This window comes from Parabacteroides hominis, from assembly GCF_014287585.1.
GTDB classification, from domain to species: domain Bacteria; phylum Bacteroidota; class Bacteroidia; order Bacteroidales; family Tannerellaceae; genus Parabacteroides; species Parabacteroides hominis.
The window spans coordinates 43669-67254 of record NZ_JACOOJ010000011.1; the positions used below are offsets into that span (position 1 = coordinate 43669).

18 protein-coding genes are annotated in these 23586 nt (G+C 49.4%); 10 read left to right on the top strand and 8 right to left on the bottom strand.

Going from position 1 to position 23586, the window contains the following annotated elements; translation table 11 throughout:
* The first annotated feature begins 102 nt into the window (after positions 1 to 102).
* The 3 genes from ribF to H8S65_RS08390 all read left to right on the top strand — a co-directional run bounded on the left by ribF (position 103) and on the right by H8S65_RS08390 (position 3459).
* Complete coding sequence (gene ribF / locus H8S65_RS08380) at positions 103 to 1029, top strand: riboflavin biosynthesis protein RibF (protein WP_186929537.1); 927 nt, start codon at positions 103 to 105, stop codon at positions 1027 to 1029.
* 9 nt (positions 1030 to 1038) lie between these two features.
* Positions 1039 to 2094, top strand: coding sequence for a M20 family metallo-hydrolase (locus H8S65_RS08385; RefSeq protein WP_186929538.1), 1056 nt, complete (start codon positions 1039 to 1041; stop codon positions 2092 to 2094).
* A 75-nt stretch (positions 2095 to 2169) separates the two neighbouring features.
* The gene (locus H8S65_RS08390) at positions 2170 to 3459 is read left to right on the top strand and encodes a lipopolysaccharide biosynthesis protein (protein WP_186929539.1); all 1290 of its coding nucleotides are present in this window, start codon (positions 2170 to 2172) and stop codon (positions 3457 to 3459) included.
* A gap of 13 nt (positions 3460 to 3472) precedes the next feature.
* Here H8S65_RS08390 and H8S65_RS08395 read toward each other — a convergent pair whose 3' ends face one another.
* The 5 genes from H8S65_RS08395 to H8S65_RS08415 all read right to left on the bottom strand — a co-directional run bounded on the left by H8S65_RS08395 (position 3473) and on the right by H8S65_RS08415 (position 10861).
* A complete protein-coding gene (locus H8S65_RS08395; RefSeq protein WP_186929540.1) occupies positions 3473 to 4804 on the bottom strand; it encodes a murein hydrolase activator EnvC family protein in 1332 nt (443 codons plus the stop codon).
* Between the two features lies 1 nt (position 4805).
* Positions 4806 to 5645, bottom strand: coding sequence for a lipoprotein insertase outer membrane protein LolB1 (gene lolB1 / locus H8S65_RS08400; RefSeq protein WP_186929541.1), 840 nt, complete (start codon positions 5643 to 5645; stop codon positions 4806 to 4808).
* Positions 5638 to 7311, bottom strand: coding sequence for a tetratricopeptide repeat protein (locus H8S65_RS08405; RefSeq protein ID WP_436277871.1), 1674 nt, complete (start codon positions 7309 to 7311; stop codon positions 5638 to 5640). The genes lolB1 and H8S65_RS08405 overlap by 8 nt, the downstream gene beginning before the upstream one ends.
* A gap of 132 nt (positions 7312 to 7443) precedes the next feature.
* Positions 7444 to 7875 carry a dUTP diphosphatase gene (dut, locus tag H8S65_RS08410; protein WP_186929543.1) on the bottom strand — a complete coding sequence of 144 codons (432 nt, stop codon included), beginning with the start codon at positions 7873 to 7875 and terminating at the stop codon, positions 7444 to 7446.
* 484 nt (positions 7876 to 8359) lie between these two features.
* Positions 8360 to 10861 carry a glycoside hydrolase family 2 TIM barrel-domain containing protein gene (locus tag H8S65_RS08415; protein ID WP_186929544.1) on the bottom strand — a complete coding sequence of 834 codons (2502 nt, stop codon included), beginning with the start codon at positions 10859 to 10861 and terminating at the stop codon, positions 8360 to 8362.
* 158 nt (positions 10862 to 11019) lie between these two features.
* On the opposite strand from H8S65_RS08415, the gene porX reads away from it, so the two are divergent.
* The 3 genes from porX (at position 11020) to H8S65_RS08430 (ending at position 13285) form a co-directional block, all read left to right on the top strand.
* Positions 11020 to 12570 carry a T9SS response regulator signal transducer PorX gene (gene porX, locus H8S65_RS08420; RefSeq protein WP_186929545.1) on the top strand — a complete coding sequence of 517 codons (1551 nt, stop codon included), beginning with the start codon at positions 11020 to 11022 and terminating at the stop codon, positions 12568 to 12570.
* Between the two features lie 78 nt (positions 12571 to 12648).
* The gene (gene tsaE / locus H8S65_RS08425; RefSeq protein ID WP_186929546.1) at positions 12649 to 13068 is read left to right on the top strand and encodes a tRNA (adenosine(37)-N6)-threonylcarbamoyltransferase complex ATPase subunit type 1 TsaE; all 420 of its coding nucleotides are present in this window, start codon (positions 12649 to 12651) and stop codon (positions 13066 to 13068) included.
* 1 nt (position 13069) lies between these two features.
* Complete coding sequence (locus H8S65_RS08430; RefSeq protein ID WP_186929547.1) at positions 13070 to 13285, top strand: immunity 17 family protein; 216 nt, start codon at positions 13070 to 13072, stop codon at positions 13283 to 13285.
* Between the two features lie 72 nt (positions 13286 to 13357).
* Here the strand turns inward: H8S65_RS08430 and rnr are convergent, their stop codons facing one another.
* Both rnr and H8S65_RS08440 read right to left on the bottom strand, forming a co-directional pair.
* Complete coding sequence (gene rnr, locus H8S65_RS08435; protein ID WP_186929548.1) at positions 13358 to 15538, bottom strand: ribonuclease R; 2181 nt, start codon at positions 15536 to 15538, stop codon at positions 13358 to 13360.
* Positions 15539 to 15620: 82 nt separating this feature from the next.
* The gene (locus H8S65_RS08440; protein WP_186929549.1) at positions 15621 to 16526 is read right to left on the bottom strand and encodes an SMP-30/gluconolactonase/LRE family protein; all 906 of its coding nucleotides are present in this window, start codon (positions 16524 to 16526) and stop codon (positions 15621 to 15623) included.
* Between the two features lie 195 nt (positions 16527 to 16721).
* On the opposite strand from H8S65_RS08440, the gene H8S65_RS08445 reads away from it, so the two are divergent.
* Together H8S65_RS08445 and H8S65_RS08450 are read left to right on the top strand one after the other, a co-directional pair.
* Positions 16722 to 18161, top strand: a complete 1440-nt coding sequence (locus H8S65_RS08445) for a tagaturonate reductase (RefSeq protein WP_186929550.1) — start codon at positions 16722 to 16724, stop codon at positions 18159 to 18161.
* Positions 18161 to 19648: a UxaA family hydrolase gene (locus H8S65_RS08450; RefSeq protein WP_186929551.1), complete on the top strand. Its 1488-nt coding sequence runs from the start codon at positions 18161 to 18163 to the stop codon at positions 19646 to 19648. The genes H8S65_RS08445 and H8S65_RS08450 overlap by 1 nt, the downstream gene beginning before the upstream one ends.
* Before the next feature lie 33 nt (positions 19649 to 19681).
* Here H8S65_RS08450 and H8S65_RS08455 read toward each other — a convergent pair whose 3' ends face one another.
* Positions 19682 to 21370, bottom strand: coding sequence for a Na/Pi cotransporter family protein (locus H8S65_RS08455; protein WP_186929552.1), 1689 nt, complete (start codon positions 21368 to 21370; stop codon positions 19682 to 19684).
* An 82-nt stretch (positions 21371 to 21452) separates the two neighbouring features.
* Here H8S65_RS08455 and H8S65_RS08460 point away from each other — a divergent pair, with 82 nt between their 5' ends.
* Together H8S65_RS08460 and H8S65_RS08465 are read left to right on the top strand one after the other, a co-directional pair.
* Complete coding sequence (locus tag H8S65_RS08460) at positions 21453 to 23120, top strand: nucleoside kinase (protein ID WP_186929553.1); 1668 nt, start codon at positions 21453 to 21455, stop codon at positions 23118 to 23120.
* Between the two features lie 2 nt (positions 23121 to 23122).
* Positions 23123 to 23410 carry a hypothetical protein gene (locus H8S65_RS08465; protein ID WP_186929554.1) on the top strand — a complete coding sequence of 96 codons (288 nt, stop codon included), beginning with the start codon at positions 23123 to 23125 and terminating at the stop codon, positions 23408 to 23410.
* Positions 23411 to 23586 lie beyond the last annotated feature (176 nt).

The following is a 23586-nucleotide window of genomic DNA, read 5'->3' on the forward strand; positions in this document are numbered from 1 at the left end:
TTCAAATCACTTTCCAAATGTACGATTTATTTCCGTATTATTATTACTCATAGTTTTTATGTACTTTTGTAGATATAATTATAAGTACCTAAGACTGAAAAGATGATAGTTGTTAGAGACACGGAGAGATTGAAAGGGAAAAGGCTGGTAGCCACTATCGGCTTTTTCGATGGAGTTCATCTGGGACACCGTTTTCTGATTCACGAACTGAAGCAGGTGGCCGAAGCCGCCGGGTTGCCTTCCGCCGTTATCACGTTTCCCGAACATCCCCGTGCTGTCCTGCATGCCGACTATCAGCCGAAGTTGCTCAATTCGTTCGAAGAAAAGTTGAAACATTTGGCTTCCACGGGGATCGACTATTGCATCGTGCTGGATTTCACGCTCGAACTATCCCGCCTGACGGCAAAAGAGTTCATCACTACCATATTGGCAGACCGGTTGCATGTGGACACGTTGCTGATCGGCTACGACCACCGTTTCGGGCATAACCGCGAGGATGGCTTCGAGCAGTATGTAACGTATGGCGAGGCTTGCGGCATACGGGTTATCAAGGCTTCGCAATACAGCGAAGGAGAGGCGGCTGTCAGTTCTTCCGAAATACGGAGGCTTCTTTCGGAATGCCGGGTGGAGGAGGCGGATCATCTGCTGACTTATCCCTACGGGCTGAAAGGAAGCATCGTCAGCGGTTATAAGGTAGGCCGGAAATTAGGTTTCCCGACCGCCAATATCCAGGTGGACGAGCCTTTCAAGATTATTCCGGGCATCGGCGTATATGCCGTTCGGGTGTATCTGAACGGACAGCGTTACAAGGGAATGCTGTACATCGGCAACCGCCCGACTCTGGATAACGGTGACAACATCACACTGGAAGTAAACATCCTCAACTTCACCGGCGACATCTACAATAACGAAATAACAGTCGCGTTCATACAACACGTACGAGGCGACATCAAATTCAACACCCTCGACCAACTGATCGAGCAACTGAAAAAAGACAGGGAGACGGTGGATAAGATATTAACGGAATAAAAACATATCATGTACTACGACGCAATAGACCTATTAAAAGGGATGATTTCACGTCCTTCTTTCAGCAGGGAAGAGGGAGAAGTGGCGGATTTTCTCGGACAGAGCTGGGAAAAGGCCGGGTATAAGGTGAACCGCAAGGGGAATAATCTGTGGCTGATTGCTCCGGATTTTAATCCGGACAAACCGACCCTGCTGCTTAACTCCCATATCGACACTGTCAAGCCGGCTTCGGGGTGGACCAAAGATCCGTTCAATCCGGAGGAGACGGAAGACGAGCGTCTGTACGGCCTTGGCAGCAATGATGCAGGCGCGAGCGTGGTTTCTCTTTATGAAGCATTCAGGGTGTTGTCAGGGAAGGAACAACCTTACAACCTGATCTTCCTGGCTTCATGTGAAGAAGAAGTTTCCGGCAAGAACGGGCTGGAAAGCGTTCTTGCCGACCTTCCCCCTATCGCATTCGCCGTTGTCGGCGAACCGACCGGCATGCAACCTGCCGTAGCCGAAAAGGGGCTGATGGTACTGGACTGCGTCAGCACCGGTAAAGCCGGACATGCCGCCCGGAACGAGGGGATCAATGCGATCACGCTTGCCATGAAAGATATCGAGTGGTTCAACACGTATCAGTTCCCGGAAAAAAGCGATTTCCTCGGACCGGTAAAGATGAGCGTCACGATTATCCATGCCGGGACACAGCATAATGTCGTTCCGGACCGCTGCGAATTCACCGTCGATATCCGGACAAACGAATTTTATCCCAACGAAAAGCTGTTCGAACTGATCAAGCCGCAGGTCGGCTGCGAAATAAAAGCCCGCAGCTTCCGCCTCAACTCCACCCGTACGAATTTGCAACATCCGTTCGTACGCCGTGCCGTTATGATGGGAAAAGAACCTTTCGGCTCGCCTACTTTAAGCGATCAGGCCTTGATGCACTTCCCTTCCGTGAAGATCGGGCCGGGAAACTCCGCCCGTTCCCATGCCGCCGACGAATATATCGGCTTGATGGAAATACGGGAAGCGATCGATTTGTATATCAAGCTGCTCGACCAATTAACAATTGAAAGTTGAAAATGAGAAAGATCACTCTACCGCATCTTCTCTTTCTTCAAACTTTCAATTTTCAACTTTCAACTTTCAATTAATATGAGAGATCTCTTCGGAACCATCAGCACCCGCTATCTGATTGCCATCCTGAACCTGGCACTGATCTTTATCAATGCCAAAGCATTAGGTGTCGAAGGAGTCGGGCTGGTCGGACTGATCCTGGCGGCAATAGGAATCGCAACCATGTTCTGCGGAATATTGGCGGGAAATACAATTGTTTATTTCATGAACCGCTATTCCATGCAAGCCGTGTTTTTGCCTTCTTACTGCTGGACACCGGTCGGAGCGGGTATTGCTTGCGGTTGCATGGCCATTCTCGGACTGCTTCCCGAAGGGTATGCCCTTGATATTTATATCCTTTCCATCCTGACCTCTCTCGTTGCTGCCAACTCCCGTTTCCTGCTGGGAAAGAATCGGATCTTCGGGTTCAACCTGACCTTTGTCCTGCAAGGGGGATTATTGTTCTTTGTATTGCTATTCCTTTATTACGGATTGGAGAAACAGGATGTAACCGCCTATCTGTGGGGAATGTATCTCACAAACGGGGTCGCATTCCTTGTCAGCCTGTTTCTGCTCTTGCCTTTCCTGCGCAAGAAAGAGGCAGACCCGCGGAAAGGACGTTCGGGGTACGCGCTCCTACAGGAGATGTTTGCCTACGGGCTTTGGGGAAGTGCAGACAATATCGCCGAAATCCTGACCACCCGCCTCAACTATTTCCTGATCAAACGATTCGCAGGATTGGGAAGTGTCGGGCTATTGGACGCGGGGACCAAGATTTCCGAAAGCGTCTGGCATATCAACCGCAGCATCGGCTTTATCGAGTACAGCCGCGTTGCCCGGACACATAATCCCGGCGAGCAAAAACAGATCACGCTCCGGTTCTTCAAGCTTACTTTTTGCGCCGTCACGCTTGCGACCGGTTGTATTCTCCTGATACCGGAATGGGTGTACACAGATTATCTGTTCAGTGCCGAGTTTGCAGGGATGCGCAACGTCATAACAGGACTGTCAGCCGGAATCATTGCACTGGCCTGTAACAGTATACTAAGCCAATATTTTATCGGGAGCGGAAAAATACGCTACAGCGCGGGAAGTTCTTTTGTCGGTTTGATAAGCCTGCTTGTTTCGGGCTATCTGCTAATTCCGTCTTACGGAGTGGTCGGATCGGCCATCAGTTCCAGTATCGCATTCAGCACCATGCTGGCATTCTCCATGATTATCTTCTGTTGGAAAACAGGAGCCCGACCGAGGGAATTTCTGATTAATAAAGAGGATGTAAGGTTCGCACTCCGGAAACTCCGGTTGACGCATGACGGGAGTCAACCCTGACGCAACACCTGCGTCAATCCAGCCACGGCGCCGGGTTCAATTTCGTCTTTTCTTTCCAAAGCTGGAAATGAAGGATCGTAGCATTGCCGTCCTCGGTATCGGTGAAAATCTTTCCGATCGCCTGGCGGGTGCTCACTTTATCGCCTGCCTTCACATAGACCTGGCTCAGGTTACTGTAGACCGTCAGATAGTTACCGTGACGGACAATGACCGAGTTGTTATATCCCGGAACAACGAACACGCGCGTCACCTCGCCATTGAACACGGCACGGGCATCCGCACCCGGAGCGGTTTGGATATCGATACCACTGTTATTCGTACGGACATACTTCAGTTCCTGATGCTGCTGTTCGCCAAAGGTAGCGACAATCGTATGGCGACCGGACACAGGATAAGGCAAACGACCCTTATTGCCTGCAAAATCATCGGACAAGCGCTTCTCGGCTTTTGTCATGGCATATCCGCCTTTGGTGTCGGCGACACGTTCTTCGCGGACCGGCTCCGTCTCCGGCTTTGTTTCAGGGACTTTCTTTCCTGAGGCAGCCGCCTTTTCACGTGCCAAGCGATCGCGTTCTGCGCGGGCTGCCCGTTCTCGGGCGGCTTTGGCCTCGGCTTCGGCACGGGCGATTTCTTCGGCTATCTGCTTTTCGATCTGGCGGTTCAGGGCATCAGCCTGCTTCTTCTTCTTTTTCAGGTCGGCCTGCAACTGCTTTTGTTTCTTGTTTAACTGCTGCACCTCCTCTTTCTGGCTCGATTCCTCGGTCTGGAGCTTGCGGCTTTCATCCTCGCGCGCACCCAATAAGGCGTTCTTCTCGGCACGCGTCTTTTCCAGTTCTTTCTGCTTGTCGGCAATCTCCTTCTGCTTATCGATGATTTCGGAAGCCTGCATCTTCTGCCAGTCGGCATACTCGCGAAGGTAACGCATACGGCGAAAGGACTGGGCGAAATTGTCGGCGGAAAGGATAAACAGCAACTTATCCTGCGAACTGCGCCGCTTGTACATGCTTTGAACCGATTTCCCGTAATTCTGCCGTTTATTCCCCAACTCTTTTTCCAGTTGGGAGATGTTCCGTCGGGAAGCGGCTATTTGTTTGTCTATTTCCCCGATCTCCTGGTTCAGGAGGCTGATGACCTGTTTACGGGAAAGGATCTGTTTGGAGAGCAGGTTCAGCCGGTTCAGCGAGTTACGCGCCGTCTGCCGTGTCTCGTCCAATAGCTGGCTGGTCATCTCGATCTCGGCAAGTGCGGCTTTACGCTGCTTTTCGAGTTCGCGTACTCTTGCCGAGTTCTGCGCGGAAACAGAACCTATCGACAGTACGAATATGACGAACCAGAAGTATCTCATCTTACATTTTATTACTACTCAAAGATTTGATGATCTGAGATAATGTGATACGTTTATATTTGGAAGGAATGGAAAAATCCATTTTCACCGGGACATCCGTCTGCATACGGGAGAAATGCAACGTAATTCCCCCTTGCGAAGCACCATCCTTCATCACCAGCACATCCATCTTCATCGGGAACGGCTGCCCGTCTGCCAGGCGAAAATCGGCATAGTCCCATTGCAGGGCGTAACGATCCGAAGGTTCGGTGATACAGGTTGAGAGAATCTTCTCCTCTCCGTCCGCCATAAAGGTGTACAGCAGCCCCATCACATCCTCCACCTGTATTTCGGCTGCGGGCCCGTCCTGCTTCAGCTTAAAGCGGTTGTACTGCTTCGGGCTGATCCCCTGCTGCCCGGGAAGGAACAGATGATTGGTGAAAAGAGCCTGCAGATTATAGAAATTGAACTCGATCGGCGTCTGCCCTTTCAGGTTGGCGTAATTATCGGCTACATAACGCTTGTTCATGCGGTCGATCACCTTTACGCTGTCCACACTGATCTCGGCACGGAAAACCTCGATACCTAAAAAAGGTTGTACGGACAACTGGAAAGCACTGTCTTTTACCATCTTCAGATCCACACGCGAACTCATATTGTTGCCCGGCAGGTTCAGGTCCACGTTCAGGCGTGCGGTCAGGGTTTCGTACTTGAACGCCTGCTCCTGCATAAGCGCAAAGAACTCGTTATGCGTTTTCGCTCCGCCCGCTTCGACCGTACCGACTTTCTTGGTCGATTTACAACCCGTGAACGACAGGGCGATAAAAAAGGCCAGCGCAAAGGCAAGGCTTATCTTATTCATTCTTGACCTCCTCTTCTATATAGGTTCCCTCTGCGATCTTACGATCCAGCACATCGCTTTCTTTCCCCATCTCCTTCGCTTTCTTCCACTGTTCAAGCGCCTTTTCCTTCTCCCCGCTCATAAAGAGGATATCGCCGTAATGGTCCACCAGCTCGGAGCTTTTGGTCGTATCGTTGGCAAGCGCGCTCTCTATGTATATCTTGGCAAGCGTATAGTTTCCCTGCACAAAGAATATCCAGGCATAGGTATCGAGGTAAGTCGAATTGTTCGGTTCCAGTTTGACCGCCAACGCGCTCATCCGCTCCGCCTTTTTCAGGTCTTTCTTTTCCAGCGAGAGGAAATAGGCGTAATTATTGAGGACGACCACATTCTTGTCATTGTATTTCAGGGCTTCGTCATACGCTTTGTAGGCTTCCGGCATATTCTTGATCTGATAGTAGATATCACCTATCTGCCCGTAAAAATCGGACTTCAACCCTACGTTCGTCTCCGGGATAATCTCCAGGCCTGCCTTGTAGGTATCCAGTGCATCCTGGTACTTTTCCTGCTGGAAATAAGCGATTCCAAGATAAAAATAATACTCCGGCGCATCGGGGAAAAGCTCCTGGCAACGGGTACAGATACGGATCACTTCGGGAATGTCTTCCGACTTCAACGCCAGGTTCAGGAGTTGTTGCCAGGCAGCCGCATCCGAAGGTTCCATCTCGGTAATCAACTGAAACTGGAAACGGGCCTCGTCAGTCTTTCCCTGCGTAATCAGCAGGCTACCGTACATCTGTTTCAGATCGATATCTTCCGGATGTTGTTCCAGTAATGTCTGAAAAAGGGCATTCGCGCTCTCGGTCCCCTTCTTCGTCTGCTGTAGTTTGAGAATATAGCGGGACAGGATACCGACTTTCGTATCGACATCCAGTTTTTCATTCACCAATGCATTGCGTATCTGCGTCTCGGCCGCGTCCTTATTTCCGACGGCTTCATAATAGTTCGCCATCGAGACAATGTAATAGGGACTTTCCGGATCGATTTCGTGCGCCTTCTGATAATATTTCAGGGCTTTGACCGTATCGTTCTTTTCCAGGTGGAGATCACCCAAAATGATCTGGTAGCGGGATTCCATCGGGAACTTGGCAGCAAGCTTTTCCACTTCTTTGAAGGCGTTATCGGTCTGCTCCAACGCGTTATACAATTTATATTTCTGCATCGAAAGCGCTTCACTCATGCCGATAGACGATTCGAGGGCGTCATAAGCATCGATCGCCTTCCCGATTTCACCTTCCTGCGTAAGCGCATCCGCCAGGTAATAGTTCAACTCCGGTTTTCCGGGATAATCTTTTACCAGCTTCTCATACTCTTCCGCCGCTTCGCCGAACATACCGAGGTTACGGCTCATTGTCGCCAACGCCAGCCGGTAGGTAAAATTATCGGAACTGTAAGCCACCGCACGCCGCAACATCTCCAGCGACTTTTCCGGACGGTTCAGTTGGGCATAAAACGAAGAAAGTTCGTATAAGACAGCCGACGCAGTCGAGTCGATCGTCAGACAATGGTTAAAGGCATCATAAGCGGCATCGAATTTTCCGGCTGTCTTCAGGTTCAGCCCTTCGTAGAAGAAGTAATCGAACTTCCGCTGATCCCCGGCACTCACTTTATTCGGCTTCGGCGACATTCCCACCTTCGCATCCTGATCCTGCGCCCTCAACGATTGCGAACTCCCGATCAGGAATAATAGAAAAGATATCGAGATCAGAGACTTTAGCATCCCTCCCATATTTTTTAATTCTTAATTCTTAATTTTTAATTATTTCCCCGTGTGACCGAAGCCGCCGGCTCCCCGTTCGGTGTCGTCAAGACCTTCCACCGGTTGCCAAACGACCTGGCTGTGAGTCGTGATCACCATCTGGCAAATACGTTCCCCGTCGTTGACGGTAAACGGTTCGGATGAGAGATTTATCAGGATTATGCCGATCTCGCCGCGATAGTCCGCATCGATAGTGCCCGGCGTGTTCAGTAATGTGATGCCATGTTTCAATGCCAGGCCGCTACGGGGGCGCATCTGTGCCTCATAACCTTCCGGCAGCGCGATATATAATCCGGTCGGAATCAGTTTCCGTTCAAGGGGTTTCAACACTACCGGTTCCGCCAGATTTGCACGAATGTCCATTCCTGCCGACAGCGGAGTCGCGTATCCCGGCAGCGGATGGTGTGACTTATTGATGATCTTTACTTCCATAAACTCTTTTATTTCCGGGCAAATTTACACAAATATCCCTGATTACCATCTACTGGCAGTTCCATTATTCTTTAAATTATACTAAGCACGCCTACATGCATCTACACCGGAGTACTTTGGTCCCCTTAAGGTACTTTTTCTTTAAAACAAGCAAGAAAAGTACGGAAAACAAGCGGAAATGCTCGCAAACATCCCCATCTTGCACCTTTCAACATCCGGGTGTAGCCTCCCCATACACCCGGATGTTTCTGCTCCGGACATCCGGGTGTCCGGAAACAAAACATACCAACTAATTGATTAATATATGCTTATATTGCAAAACAAAGACTATGACTTTCAGAAAACCGGTGATACATAAGTGATAGACAAATATGGCATCTATCACTCCTACGCACTATAATTATCAAAGCTCACATGGTAAAGTGTGATAGAGTGACAGAGGATTCCGCAATAACAGGGTATGTAACCAATCCCTGTTTTCCTCTTATTCTCCTACCTTTATTTCCACGATTGCATCCGGCAGGCCTTCCGCCGTAGCTTTCAACCGGATGGTTCCTGCCTTGCCCGTGTTTTGTACGACCGCCATTGCTTTTCCGTAGAAAGCGTGACGTTCCGGTTTCTTGAGGCTGACGGGATCATTCTGATCTCCGTTATCTGTTCCGGCAATAAAGCCATCCCCCTCAACCGTAAAACGAAGCAGGTTGTCGGCATCCGGCACTAAGTTTCCGTCTTTATCCTGTATTTCCACGGTCACGAATGAAAGATCCGTGCCATCGGCGTGCAAGGCGGAACGATCGGGAATCAGCATGATCCGGGCAGGCTCGCCGGCTGTACGGATTTCACGTGCAAGCACTTCCTTGCCGTCCTTACGGGAAACGGCTTTCAACGTACCCGGTGTAAAAGGAACACGCCAGCAGACATGGAAAGCATCGTCCGGCTTGCTTTTGACACCCAGGCTCTCGCCGTTCAGGAAAAGCTCCACTTCATCCGCCTGGTTATAGTAGGCCCAGATATCGACAGTCTCTCCCTTTTTCCAGTTCCAGTGCGGGAAAAGGTGAAGAACCGGCGTGTCGGTCCATTCGCTCTGGTACATATAATAGACATCTTTCGGAATACCTGCCAAGTCGACAATACCGAAGAAACTGCTACGGCTCGGCCACCAGTAAGGTGTCGGTTCGCCCAGATAATCGAAGCCCGTCCAGATAAACAGACCTGAAACATAAGGCAGCCGCTTGACCTCCCGCCAAGTCACCTCGTGGGTCGAACCCCAAGGTACATGGCAGTTGTCATAAGCCGAGCAAAGGTGTTCGGGACGATCGAAGCGTTCCCGCCAGGTGTTCGGCCAGACATACATCGAATCGGATGGCATCTGGTAGTAACCGCGTGTCATCAGGGCGGAAGTAGACTCACTGACGATTAACGTCTTGCCCGGAAAGTTCTGCGGGAACGGCTCGTAATTCTTTTCGTGATAGTTGAATCCCAATACATCCAACGCATTCGAACGGAAGATCAGGTTACCAGGTGTCGCTTCATTATTGGCAGCAGTGACAGGGCGCGTCTTATCCAGGCGCTTGACGATTGCCGCCAGCGAATGGGCGATCAATCCCTGTACGCTCATGGCGGTATCAGACAAGATCTTGTCATCCACCGGATGGCCTGCATTGAGGATCAGGTTGGCGGCTTCAAGGCTGAGTGTGTCGGCATCGGCATGTTGCCATTGCTCCAGCACTTCGTTTCCGATGCTCCACATAAAGACGGACGGATGGTTACGGTCGCGCAGGATCTGGTCTGTCAAGTCCTTTTCATGCCATTCGTCAAAATATTGGGCATAGTCGTACGGTGATTTCCGTTTCCGCCACATGTCGAAAGCCTCGTCCTGTACCAGCAATCCGATCCGGTCACAGATGTCGAGCAGCTCGGGTGCCGGCGGGTTATGGCTGGTGCGGACGGCATTGGCCCCCATGTCTTTCATCATTTGCAGTTGACGTTCGAGCGCCCTCGGATTGATCGCGCTACCGAGGCATCCCAGGTCATGATGCAGGCAGACACCTAATATTTTGGTCGGTTCCCCGTTCAGGGAGAATCCCGTATGCTCGTCCCAATCGAATTTGCGTATGCCGAATGTGGTTTGATAGCGGTCCGTCACTTTATTGTCGACTTTCACCTCGGTTATGGCGGTGTACAGATAAGGATTCCGGACGCTCCATAGTTCCGGATAGAACATTTCTATCGTGTGTGTAACGATTTTCTTTCCTCCTGCGGCTATCTCGGCCGGGGAAGATATCCGGTAGAGGGTCTTTCCTTCCTTGTCTTGTATCAGGGTAGAAACTTCCACGGTCACATCCGATGCATCGTTTTTCAAGGTCGTTTCAATTTCGACCGTGCTCTTGTCCGCATTAATGACCGGAGTTGTGATGTTTGTCCCCCAATTATCCACATGGACTTGTCCGGTTTTCACCAACCATACATTCCGGTAAATGCCGGAACCCGAATACCAACGGGAATTAGGCTGCTCGCTGTTATCGGCCTGGACAACCAAAACATTCTCCTCCTTACCATAATTCAGATACGGTGTCAGGTCATAACGGAACGAAACATACCCGTTGGGGCGGAAACCTAACAAATGTCCGTTCAGCCAGACTTTACTGTTCCGGTAAACGCCGTCGAAATCAATATAGATCACTTTTCCCTTGTCGCTTTCAGGCAGTTTGAAATGTTTCCGGTACCACCCCGTTCCACCCGGCAGCGCACCGCCGCCGGGAGTCGCCGGGTTATCGAGGGAGAAATCCGCCTCGATGCTCCAGTCGTGAGGCAGGTTCAGGACCCGCCAATCGCTGTCATCCGTACCGGGTGCGGAGGCATTGGCTTGTTTTTCAGTCAGAGCAAAGCGCCATTCCTTGTTGAAAGATATTCTCTCACGGCCTTTTTCCTGTGTGGCACATGCAGTAAGAAGCAGGCAGATCAGGGCAAATACGGATAGTCTCATACGTGTATAGTTAACTCGTTTATATTATACAAAGGTAATACAAAAGAGCCTAAAAAATGAGGGAAGAACATACAAAATAAAGGGGTATATCGTTATAATATCATACATTTGTAGGGATGAACCCGGTTTGTTCATTTTCAAAAAAGAAAGATAAAACTATGGCAGCAAAGAAAGACAGAGTGCTTTGGGCAGACGATGAGATAGATTTGTTAAAGCCGCACATCCTTTTCCTGCAGGACAAGGGATATGAGGTGATTCCGGTAATCAGCGGGCAGGATGCCATCGAATGCTGTAAGGAAGAGTCGTTCGACATTATTTTCCTGGACGAAAATATGCCGGGGCTGACCGGATTGGAAACATTGGCGCAGATCAAGGCGATCAATCCCGATGTCCCTGTCGTCATGGTTACCAAAAGCGAGGAGGAGAGCATCATGAACCAGGCTATCGGCAACAAGATCGCCGATTACCTGATCAAACCGGTCAATCCGAACCAGTTGCTTTTGTCTATCAAGAAGAATGTCCATAAGAATGTAATCATATCCGAGACGACGACAGTCGGCTATCAGCAGGAGTTCGGGCGTATCGGCATGCAGATCAACGATTCGCTGACGACCGACGACTGGATGGAGGTGTACAAGAAGCTCGTCTATTGGGAAATCGAACTGGAAAACAGCCAGGTTCCGATGACCGACATGCTCCGCATGCAGAAACAGGAGGCAAACAATGCATTCGGTAAATTTGTCAAAAAGAATTATGTGGACTGGATTCAGAATCCCGAAATCCGCCCGTTGATGAGCCCGGATTTGTTTAAAAAGAAAGTATTCCCGATGCTCGACAATGGAGAAAAGGTCTTTTTCATCCTGATCGACAATTTCCGCCTCGACCAATGGCGCGAAGTAAAAGATTTGCTTGCCGAATATTATACGTTCGACGAAAGCCTGTACTACAGCATCCTTCCGACCGCCACACAGTATGCCCGCAACTCGATCTTCTCCGGGCTGATGCCCTTGCAGATCGAAAAGATGTTTCCGGAACTTTGGGTAGACGAGGACAGCGAGGAGGGCAAAAACCTGAACGAAGCGCCGCTTATCCAGACGCAGATCGAACGGTTCCGCAAGAAATATACTTTCTCCTATCATAAGGTACATGATTCGCAATATAACGACAAATTGCTGAATATCGTTCCTTCCCTGCTTCATAACCAGTTGAATGTGGTGGTACTGAACTTTGTCGATATGCTGTCCCATGCCCGTACCGAAAACAAGATGATCCGCGAACTGGCACAGAGCGAAGCGGCATATCGCAGCCTGACACGCTCCTGGTTCCAACATTCGGGTACGCTGGAACTTTTCAAGCGCATTGCCGGAAAAGGGTATAAAGTGATCGTCACGACCGACCACGGTACGATCCGCGTCGATAACCCGCAGAAGGTGATAGGCGATAAGAATACAAACACCAACCTGCGCTATAAGGTAGGCAAGAACTTGAATTATAATCCGAAAGACGTGTTTGACATCCGTTTTCCCGACAAAGCGGGGTTACCATCCCCGAACCTGAGCAGCAAATATATCTTTGCGATGAACAACGATTTCTTTGCTTATCCGAACAACTACAATTATTACGTTTCCTATTATAAGAACACATTCCAGCACGGTGGCATTTCGATGGAGGAAATGCTGATTCCTTTTATCACGATGACAGTAAAATAATTGATAATTGACAATTGACAATTGACAATTGTTTTAACTTTGCAACCGGAACTTCAATTGTCAATTTATTAAACAATTATGAATACAATTAAAATCGAAAGTTTAGATACGATCCGCCAAGCCGCAAAAGAGTTTATTGCCGGGATGGACGACCGTACCGTTTTCGCTTTCCGGGGCAATATGGGAGCCGGGAAGACTACTTTTATCAAGGCTATCTGCGAAGAGTTAGGCGTGGAGGATGTCATTAACAGCCCAACGTTCGCCATTATCAACGAATATCGTAGCGACGAGACCGGTGAACTGATCTATCATTTTGACTTTTACCGCATCAACAAACTAAGTGAAGCGGAAGATATAGGCACGGAAGACTACTTCTATAGCGGCGCTCTCTGCTTTATCGAATGGCCGGAAAAGATCGAAGAATTATTGCCGGGTGACGTTGTGGAAGTTGCCATTACAGAGAACCCGGACGGTTCCCGCACCGTAGAAGTGAAATAAGATGGAACCTACCGAATATTTTATCCTGATACTCTTTATCGCATTAGGGATATTCTCCATTATTGCTGCGATCCTGAATCTCGACTGGTATTTCCAGACCAGCGGAGCCATGACCTTTGTCAGATGGCTGGGACGTAAAGGCGCCCGTATCTTCTATGCCCTTTTAGGATTGGGATTGATTGCCTGCGGAGTGACAGGACTTATCTTTTGGAATTGAGAATTGAAAATTATCCGGCTACCAGCCGTTTTATATAATCCGGATAATTTTCAATCCTCAATATTCAGTTCGTTACACAAGTGCAAAGTCCAGCTGCTTCCTTTCCAGGTTAGCTTGTGCCACTTTTACCGTGATGGCATCCCCTAACCGGTAAATACGCTTCGTCTTGCGACCGAGCAGGCAGTAGTTCTTGTCGTCAAACTCGTAGTAGTCATCATCGAGGTCGCGGATCGGAACAAGCCCTTCACATTTGTTATCATTCAGCTCCACGTACAATCCCCATTCGGCGACACCGGATACAGTACCGTCGAATACCTGTCCCAATTTATCTTTCATAAACTCGACCTGCTTGTACTTGATGGAAGAACGTTCAGCATTTGCGGCCACCATTTCCATCTCGGAGCAATGCACACAATACTCCTCATACTTCTTCTTTATCACACTACGGCCACCTGCCAGATAGCGTTCCAGCAAACGGTGCACCATCATATCCGGATAACGGCGGATGGGAGAAGTGAAGTGGGTATAATAGTCCATTGCCAACCCATAGTGACCGATATTATCCGTCGTATAGTGGGCTTTCTGCATGGAGCGGATAGCCAGAGTCTCCACCAGGTTTTCTTCCGGTTTACCCTGTACGCTGCCCAACAGTTTGTTGATGCCTTTAGAGATATCCGTTTTCGTCCCTTCCGTACGCATCTTGTAACCGAAGCGGCTGATGAATGCGGAGAAGACTCTTAGTTTCTCAGGATCCGGCTGTTCATGAATACGATAGACGAATGTTTTCTTTGTCTTATTCTTACCCTTTCCGACGAACTCGGCTACCGTACGGTTTGCCAATAGCATGAATTCTTCGATCAGTTTATTGGCTTCCTTCGATTCTTTGATATAAGTTCCCAACGGTTTACCGCTCTCGTCTATGTCGAATTTGACTTCGTAACGGTCGAAAGCGATTGCCCCGTCTTTGAAACGCCGGTCGCGCAGTTTTTGTGCCAGGCTGTTAAGCGCCAGGATTTCTTCTTTATAATCACCTTCCCCTGTTTCGATGACAGCCTGAGCTTCTTCGTAAGTGAAGCGGCGGTCGCTCTTGATAATGGTACGGGTGATATGGGACTCTTGGACTTCGGCCTCCTTATTCAACTCGAAAATTGCGGAAAAACAGAGTTTCTCTTCATCCGGCCGGAGCGAACAGATCTGATTGCACAAGCGTTCCGGCAACATCGGGATGGTGCGGTCCACGAGATAAACAGATGTCGCACGACTGAAAGCCTCCCGGTCAATCAGGCTTTCCGGCTTAACGTAGTGGGTCACATCGGCGATATGAACGCCAATTTCCCAATTGCCATTGTCCAGTTTACGGGCGGAAAGGGCATCATCGAAATCCTTGGCATCTTTCGGGTCGATCGTGAAAGTCGTGATGCCACGGTAATCTTCACGCTTGGCAATTTCCTCTTCAGGGATTGCTTCCGATATTTTTTCCGCGGCCTTCTCGACGTTGGCCGGATATTTATACGGTAGGTTGAACTCAGCCAGGATAGCGTTCATCTCCGCATTGTTGTCACCGGCAGTACCTAAGATATCGATCACCTCACCTAACGGATTCTTGGCTTCTTCCGGCCATTCGGTGATATGGACGATCGCTTTGTCGCCAGTCTTGCCGCCTTTCAGTTTGTCTTTCGGAATAAAGATGTCGTTTGCAAGCGTCTTGTCTTCCGTAATAAGGAACGCGAAACCTTTGGTCACCTGTAGCTTTCCGGTGATCGAGCGTCGCTGGCTTTCCAGTATTTCAATAACTTCGCCTTCCGGGTCTGCTCCTTTTCTCTTGGCATGAAGCTGTATTTTTACCTTATCGCCGTTAAGCGCATGTGCCGAGTTTCGCTCTGCCACGAAGATCGGCGTCCCGCCATCTTCGGGAATAAAAGAGTTCTTGCCATTCTGACGGCGCATAAAGGTCCCGACAGCAGTTGTTCCCCAATCGTTATAGCGGTAGCGTCCCCGGTCTATCTCGGAAATGAAGTTGTCGGAAGAGAGATCATACAGGATATCCACCACCTGCAACTTCTGCACCTGATTGGTTACTCCTATCATACTGCTGATTTGTCGATAGTTAAAAGGTTCTTTGGGAGAAGACTTGAAAACGTCGATGATGGCATTGATCATAGCCTCTTTTTTCATCCGTTTGTTTTCGCCTCTGGAAGTGTTTTTCTTCTTCCCCGGTTTATTACTTTTCTTTTCAGATTTATTCTTAGTCATATTTCTTTTTCAATGTTTTACAAAGTAAACAATAAATTTTGAGAAGCTGTTTACATTTGTGATAAATAATCTTCGGGAGATTTTATTCTCCGAAACTGTTGACCCTTATTCCTTTAACACCCGGCTTGCAGCAAAACACACTGCCGCTTAGCGGGTATTTCCGGAGTTGCTCTTCGGACAAGCCGGCACGAGCCGTTGTTATATAAAGCGTATCCATTTTATTACCTCCGAAAGCGCAGGAAGCGACATTAGGAGCCGGAACTTCCACTTTTGCCAGCAACTCTCCTGTGTAAGGATTGTAGCAGTAAACACCATAACCTCCCCACTGGGCAACCCAGAGGTGGTCGTCGCTATCGATTGCCATACCATCAGGCGCTCCTGTTCCATCGGGCAAGGTAACGGCTATGCCGTCGAACAGGATATCCCCGTTGTCGGCATCGTAGCGGTAGCGGGCTATCTTGCCGGTCGGCGTATCGTTGTAGTACATGAACTTCTTATTGGACGACCAGACGATCCCGTTCGAGATCGTGACCTTTTTCAATTTCGTGGTAACGGTCCCGGCGGGCGAAACAGTATATAAGGCCCCGGCATCTTTAGGCGCCCCGAACCCCATCGTCCCGATCCACAAATGTCCGGCAGGATCGCATTTGCCGTCGTTACAACGCACTTTACCGTTTTCATCAGGTATCGGAGCGATGGAAGTGGTATGCCCGTCATGCAGGTTCACCCGTACAATTTCGTTTTGCAAGGCTATGATAACCGTGCTGTCCGTTTCAGGAACCACCGTCGATACCATACGGTCGAATTTCCAGGAACTGCATTCTTTTGTATCGGGATGATATTCGTATAATGTTTGTCCTTCAATGTCCACCCAGAATAAGGTGTGACGTTCGGGATGCCAGATAGAGCCTTCTCCAGTAGTCGCTTCAGCCTGATAAGCCAACTCTGCTGGAATCATTTCGACTTTAGGTAAGCAGGATGTCGTCATAATTAAAATAGATAGTAAAACAGATGTGTTAATAAGAAAATGTTTCATGGTATAAATAAAGCCTGTTCTTGCCAGTTATGGATAAGTTTTATGCAAACATACTAAATAAATCCGAGATTTCCTTTAAATTAGAGCCCGAATTTATATAATCGGCTCTAATTGCCATTAATGAACAGATTTTAAATTAAGATTAAAATGAGAGAGTTGAATGAAAAAACTGCCGGCAAAGTGCTGTATCCGGAACGGATCATCCAGTTCGGTGAAGGTAATTTCCTTCGTGCGTTTGTGGATTGGATTATCCAGAAAATGAATGAGAAGGTTGGTTTTAACAGCAGTGTCGTGGTGGTCCAGCCCATCGACCGGGGAATGGTCGACATGTTGAACGCACAGGATTGCTTGTACCATGTCAATCTTCAGGGGTTGGACAAAGGCGAGAAGGTTGACAGCCTTACCCGGATCGATGTGATAAGCCGTGCGTTGAATCCTTATGCGGACTTTTCCGCTTTCATGAAACTGGCGGAACAGCCGGAGATGCGTTTCGTCATTTCAAATACGACGGAAGCAGGGATCGCCTTCGATCCGGCCTGCAAGCTGGAAGACGCGCCTGCCTCTTCCTATCCGGGCAAGCTGACACAATTGCTTTATCACCGCTACAAGACATTTAACGGAGACAAAGACAAAGGCTTGATTATCTTTCCGTGCGAATTGATCTTCCTGAACGGGCATAAACTGAAAGAAATCATTTTCCAGTATATCGATTTATGGCAATTAGGAGATGGTTTCAAAGCCTGGTTTATGGACTGCTGCGGTGTATATGCGACGCTGGTCGACCGTATTGTTCCGGGATTCCCGCGTAAAGAGATCGATTCGATCAAAGAGAAACTGCAATATAACGACAATCTGGTCGTGCAGGCGGAGATATTCCATTTATGGGTAATCGAAGCGCCCGAATCAGTTGCCAAAGAGTTTCCGGCAGACAAGGCAGGCTTGAATGTGCTGTTTGTTCCGAGCGAGGAGCCTTACCACCAGCGGAAGGTGACCCTTTTGAACGGCCCTCATACGGTTTTGGCTCCCGTTTCCTGGCTTTCCGGGGTGAATATCGTGCGGGATGCCTGCCAGCACGAGGTACTGGGAAAATATATCCACAAGGTGATGTTCGGGGAATTGCTGGAAACGCTGAATCTGCCGAAAGAAGAACTGGTGCAGTTCGGCAATGACGTCATGGAGCGTTTTAACAACCCGTTCGTCGACCATTCGGTCGTTTCCATCATGCTGAACTCATTCCCCAAGTATGAAACACGCGACCTGCCGGGCTTGAAAGTCTATCTGGAACGGAAAGGCGAGTTGCCAAAAGGGCTGGTATTAGGGCTGGCTGCCATTATTACCTATTATAAAGGATATGTGCGTACCGATGGAACGAAATCCGAACCGAATGATTCCGCCGAAATCCTTCAACTGTTACAGAACCTTTGGGCTACCGGTTCGACAAAGCAGGTCGCCGAAGGCGTATTGGCGGCGACTTCCATTTGGGGAGAAGACCTGAACCGTATTCCGGGATTGACCGGTATGGTAAAAGGTTTCCTGGATGCCATTGAAGAAAAAGGAATGCTTAATGTCGTTAAAGAAATTTGCTGATGCGGACTTATATACAAATAAATCCGGCGGACAATGTCGTCGTCGCCGTAAAGGATTTACAGGCCGGTGCATCTTTGGATATCAACGGCAAAACAATTGTTATCCTGCAGGATATCCCTGCAGGACACAAAGTAGCCTTACAGGACTTTAGAGAAGGAGACCCTATCATTAAATATGGCGCTCCCATCGGACATGCCCGTGAAGCGATAACTGCCGGAAGTTGGGTGAACGAAAAGAATATCAAGACCAATCTGGAAGGGTTACGGGAATATGAATTCAATCCGCAGCCTATTCCGGAACAGCCATCCGCAAGGTCGCTTTCCTTTAAAGGATATCGCCGCAAGAATGGAGAAGTGGGAATCCGGAACGAGATATGGGTGATTCCGACTGTCGGTTGCGTCAACGGTATCACGCATCGGCTGGCAGACAAATTGCGGCAGGAAACACAAGCCGCCGGGGTCGATGCGATCGTCGCATTCCCTCATAATTATGGCTGTTCCCAACTGGGAGACGACCATGAGAATACCCGGAAGATTTTACGGGATATGGTTCTGCATCCGAATGCCGGCGCTGTCTTTGTTGTCGGGTTAGGCTGCGAAAACAACCAGGTCGGCGCTTTCCGGGAAATGCTTGGCGATTACGATACGGAACGCATCCGCTTTATGGAAACACAGAAGGTGGACGATGAACTGGAAACGGGAATGGAACTATTGCGTGAACTCTATGCGATTGCTTCGCAGGACAGGCGGACGGAAATTCCTTTAAGTGAATTGCGTGTAGGATTGAAATGCGGAGGATCGGACGGCTTTTCCGGCATTACGGCCAATCCGCTGCTGGGTGTCTTTTCCGACTTTTTAGTGGCACAGGGAGGAACGACGGTTCTGACCGAAGTCCCGGAGATGTTCGGCGCCGAGACGATCCTGATGAACCGGAGCGAATCGAAAGCTGTCTTTGAGAAGACCGTTCATCTGATTAACGACTTCAAATCCTATTTCATAGAGAACAAGCAGCCGATTTACGAGAATCCTTCTCCGGGTAATAAAGCGGGAGGCATTTCCACCCTGGAAGAAAAATCACTGGGTTGTACGCAAAAAGCGGGCACTTCGGTTGTGCGGGATGTCATGCTTTATGGCGAACGGCTAAAGACAAAGGGGCTGAATTTGTTGAGTGCTCCCGGAAACGACCTGGTTGCCAGTACGGCCCTTGCCAGTTCCGGTTGCCATCTGGTTTTGTTCACGACCGGCAGAGGAACTCCGTTCGGAACGTTTGTCCCGACGGTCAAAGTTTCGACCAACAGCAATCTATATGCCCGCAAACCGAACTGGATCGACTTCAATGCCGGCTCCCTCTTGGAGGGTAAAAGCATGGAGGAACTTTGTGAATGTTTTATCCGGTTTATCATCGATGTAGCAAGCGGCAGCCCGACTAACAATGAAAAGAATGGCTACAGGGAGATTGCAATCTTCAAATCCGGTGTGACGCTGTGATTCATTTGCCGGGGGATTAATCCCCTGGCAAAATTAAATCTTCTTCTCGATAACCGCCTGTACCACATTCAGCACATAGTCGCCTAACTTTTCGGCTTCGCCAATGATATCCATGTAGTAGACACCGTCCTGGTACTGGTATTTCTTGTTGTTGATGTCTTCCACATTGTGGATCTTCAACTGGTTGCGGTAATTGTTTATTTCGTTTTCGATGTTGTAAGACGGGTTGACATCGTCGCGTACAAGTTCCGTCTTCTTCAGGATCTCGATCATGCGATGCAAAGCTTTCTCCGTAAGCGCCAACATCTGGTCCACATTGTGGTTCTGTTCGTCTGTGAATATCGATTTAAACTCGTTGCGGCGTTTGATGCTCCGCGCCATATTATTGCAGGAGTCAGCAATGCTTTCGATCTCCGATACGGCACGCAGCATGATGCGGATTTCTTCCTTACCTTCCGAACTCAAGCGGCCTTCAGCCACGCAAGTCAGATAGTTGGCGATCTCGATCTCCATCCGGTCGCTGATGCTTTCGTATTTCTCGACACGGCTGTAGGTTTTCAGGAATGCATCCTCGTTCTTCTCGTAGAACAGCTCTTTCACCATATCCAGCATACGGCCGGTACGCTCGGCAAACAACGTGATCTCCTTATGCGCCTGCAAGATCGAAAGTTCGGCAGTCGACAGCATACCCCCCGTAATATAACGCAAACGATACTCTTCGTCTTCCTCCTTCTTGCCTTTGATAAGGAACCGAACCGTTTTCTCGATCAGGCCGACAAACCAGATCATTATAAATGTATTACTGATATTGAAAGCCGTATGGAAAGCAGCCAGCTTGAAAGAGACTGCCACCGACGGATCGGAAATGCGCATCACGTTCGTGACGAACCAGGAAACGGCATTGGTGAACGGATAGAACAGAATCAGTACCCAGATCACGCCGAATATATTAAAGACAAGGTGCGCCAAAGCCGCCCGCCTGGCTTGCGTATTACCGGTCAAAGCCGCCAAGTTGGCCGTGATCGTCGTTCCTATATTCTCACCCAATACGAGTGCCACACCCAATTGATAGTCGATCCATCCGTTGGCACACATAATCAACGTGATAGCCATCGTTGCAGCCGAAGCCTGCACGATCATGGTCAGGATAGCCCCGATAAACAGGAACAGGATGATGGAGAAGAAGCCCATGTCGGCATAGTTCTGCACGAAGGCAAGCATCTCCGGGTTGGCCCCAAGATCCGGAGCATTGGCTTTCAGGGCTTGAAGCCCCATAAAGAGGAAAGAGAAACCGAATATGAATTCTCCGATCGATTTGCGGGAGCTTTTCCCGGAAAAAAGAAGTGGAATACCGAAGGCGAGAAGAGGAAGGGCGAAAGCCGCAATGTCGACTTTAAAACCGAGAGCCGAGATCAACCAGGCGGTAACAGTCGTACCGATATTGGCTCCCATTATGACTCCGATGGATTGGGTAAGAGTGAGCAGACCGGCGTTTACGAAACTGACCACCATGACTGTGGTGGCGGAAGATGATTGGATCAGGGCCGTAATCAAAACCCCGGTGAAAACCCCGGTAACCCTGTTAGTCGTCATGGCCGTTAGAATCTTGCGTAAACTGTCACCCGCAAACTTCTGCAAACCTTCGCTCATGATCTTCATACCGTATAGGAACAAACCCAAGGAACCTATAAGGCGTAGAAAATCAAAAAATGAATAGTCCATTTAAAATACGTTTAAGTGGATGTATATCCGATTAATATTCCTAACTTTAGGGGACAAAAGTATAAATAATAACTGATATACCATGTCTGAAACTATTACAATTTATTGCAAAAATAACAATACTTATAGAGAAGTGCCGATCGGCTCTTCGTTGTTGGAGATCTATTCGCTGGTTGGCGCACCGCTCCGGTTACGCCCGATGAATGCGCAGGTAAATAATAAAACAGAAGGGCTGACCTTCCGCTGCTGGCATCCGAAAGATGTTGAATATGTCGACTATTCCGAGCTTTCGGGAATGCGGACGTATGTCCGTTCGCTCTGTCATATTTTCTCGAAAGCGGTAAACGATGTGTTGCCTTCGGCCACTCTGAACCTGGAGCATCCCATCTCGAAAGGCTACTATTGCGTTATCCACAACGGCAAAGACATAGACGAGGAGACGATCGGCAAAATCAAGAAGCGGATGCGTGAAATCATCGACGCCGACCTTCCTTTCCATTTGAAGACGATCCGCACGGTCGATGCTGCCGTCCTGTTCCGTGAAAGAGGCATGAACGACAAGGCGCGCCTGATCGAAAGCGCTGGCATGCCTTATACCTCTTATTATGAATTGGACGGCTACATCAATTATTTCTATGGTTGCCTGACTCCTTCCACCGGCTATATCCAGGATTTCGACCTGGTTCCCTATTTCGACGGCGTGTTGCTGCGCGTGCCTCAAAGGAAGAATCCGACGGAGTTGGAACCGGTCATCCGACAGGATAAAATGTTTCAGGTCTATAAGGAACACCTGACCTTGCAACGCACAGTCGGGCTGGATAACGTCGGAGACCTCAACCGGGCGATCGAGAAAGACATGGCGTCCGAAGTCGTCATGGTCTCCGAAGCCATGCAGGAAAAGCAGGTAGCCAAGATCGCAGAGGAGATTGCCGCCCGCTACGACAACGGCATCCGTATCGTGTTGATTTCCGGACCGTCCTCTTCGGGAAAAACGACTTTCTGCAAACGATTGGAGATTCAGCTGATTACGAACCTGATCCATCCGGTCGGACTTTCATTGGACGATTACTTCCTGAACCGTGAAGATACGCCGAAGGACGAATCCGGCGAATATGACTTCGAGTCGCTGTATGCGCTCGACCTGCCTTATTTCAACAGCGAATTGCAGAAGCTGCTTTCAGGCGAAGAGATCGAAGTGCCGAGCTTTAATTTCGAAACAGGCCGCCGCGTTTTCAAAGGGAAGAAACTGAAGATGCAGAAAAACTCCGTCCTGGTGATAGAAGGCATCCACGCCCTGAACCCCGAACTGACCTCCATGATCGAGGATCGCTATAAATATCAGATATATGTATCTGTATTGACTTCCATCTCGCTTGACAATCATAACTGGATTCCGACGACCGATAACCGCCTCTTGCGCCGCATCATCCGTGATTACCGGTTCCGCGGATATTCCGCCCGCGACACGATCGCCCGCTGGCCCAGCGTGCGCCGGGGCGAGGACAAATGGATATTCCCGTACCAGGAAAATGCGGACGCGATGTTCAACAGCGCCATGTTGTACGAGCTGGCCGCCCTGCGCAAGTTTGCCGAACCTATCCTGGGCGAAGTGCGCGAATGCGATCCGGAAAATGCCGAGGCGTACCGTTTGCTCCGTTTCCTCCGCTACTTTAATTATATACCCGACGTCGGGCTTCCTGGCACTTCCCTTTTACGCGAGTTTTTGGGAGGCGGAAGTTTCCGCTACTGATAATGTTTGCAAACGCTTATTGTATAGCATATTGCAGTTTCCTGCCGAGGGAACGCCGGTTTCCTGCCGAGGGAACGCCGGTTTCCTGCCGAGGGAACGCCGGTTTCCTGCCGAGGGAACGCCGGTTTCCTGCCGAGGGAACGCCGGTTTCCTGCCGAGGGAACGCCGGTTTCCTGCCGAGGGAACGCCGGTTTCCTGCCGAGGGAACGCCGGTTTCCTGCCGAGGGAACGCCGGTTTCCTGCCGAGGGAACGCCGGTTTCCTGCCGAGGGAACTGTAGTTCCCCGCTAAGGAAACGCGATCGGCATAGTTATGGACCAGGGCAATCGCTCCATAATTTGGCAGAGACATAAATGCTGATTTATCTGTTACTTTTGGCTTGACCCAAAAGTAACCAAAAAGTCAAGGCCGAACCTGCTTCGCTACTTCGTTCCCTTCGTTCGCTGTCGCGTCTGAAACTCGCTTCG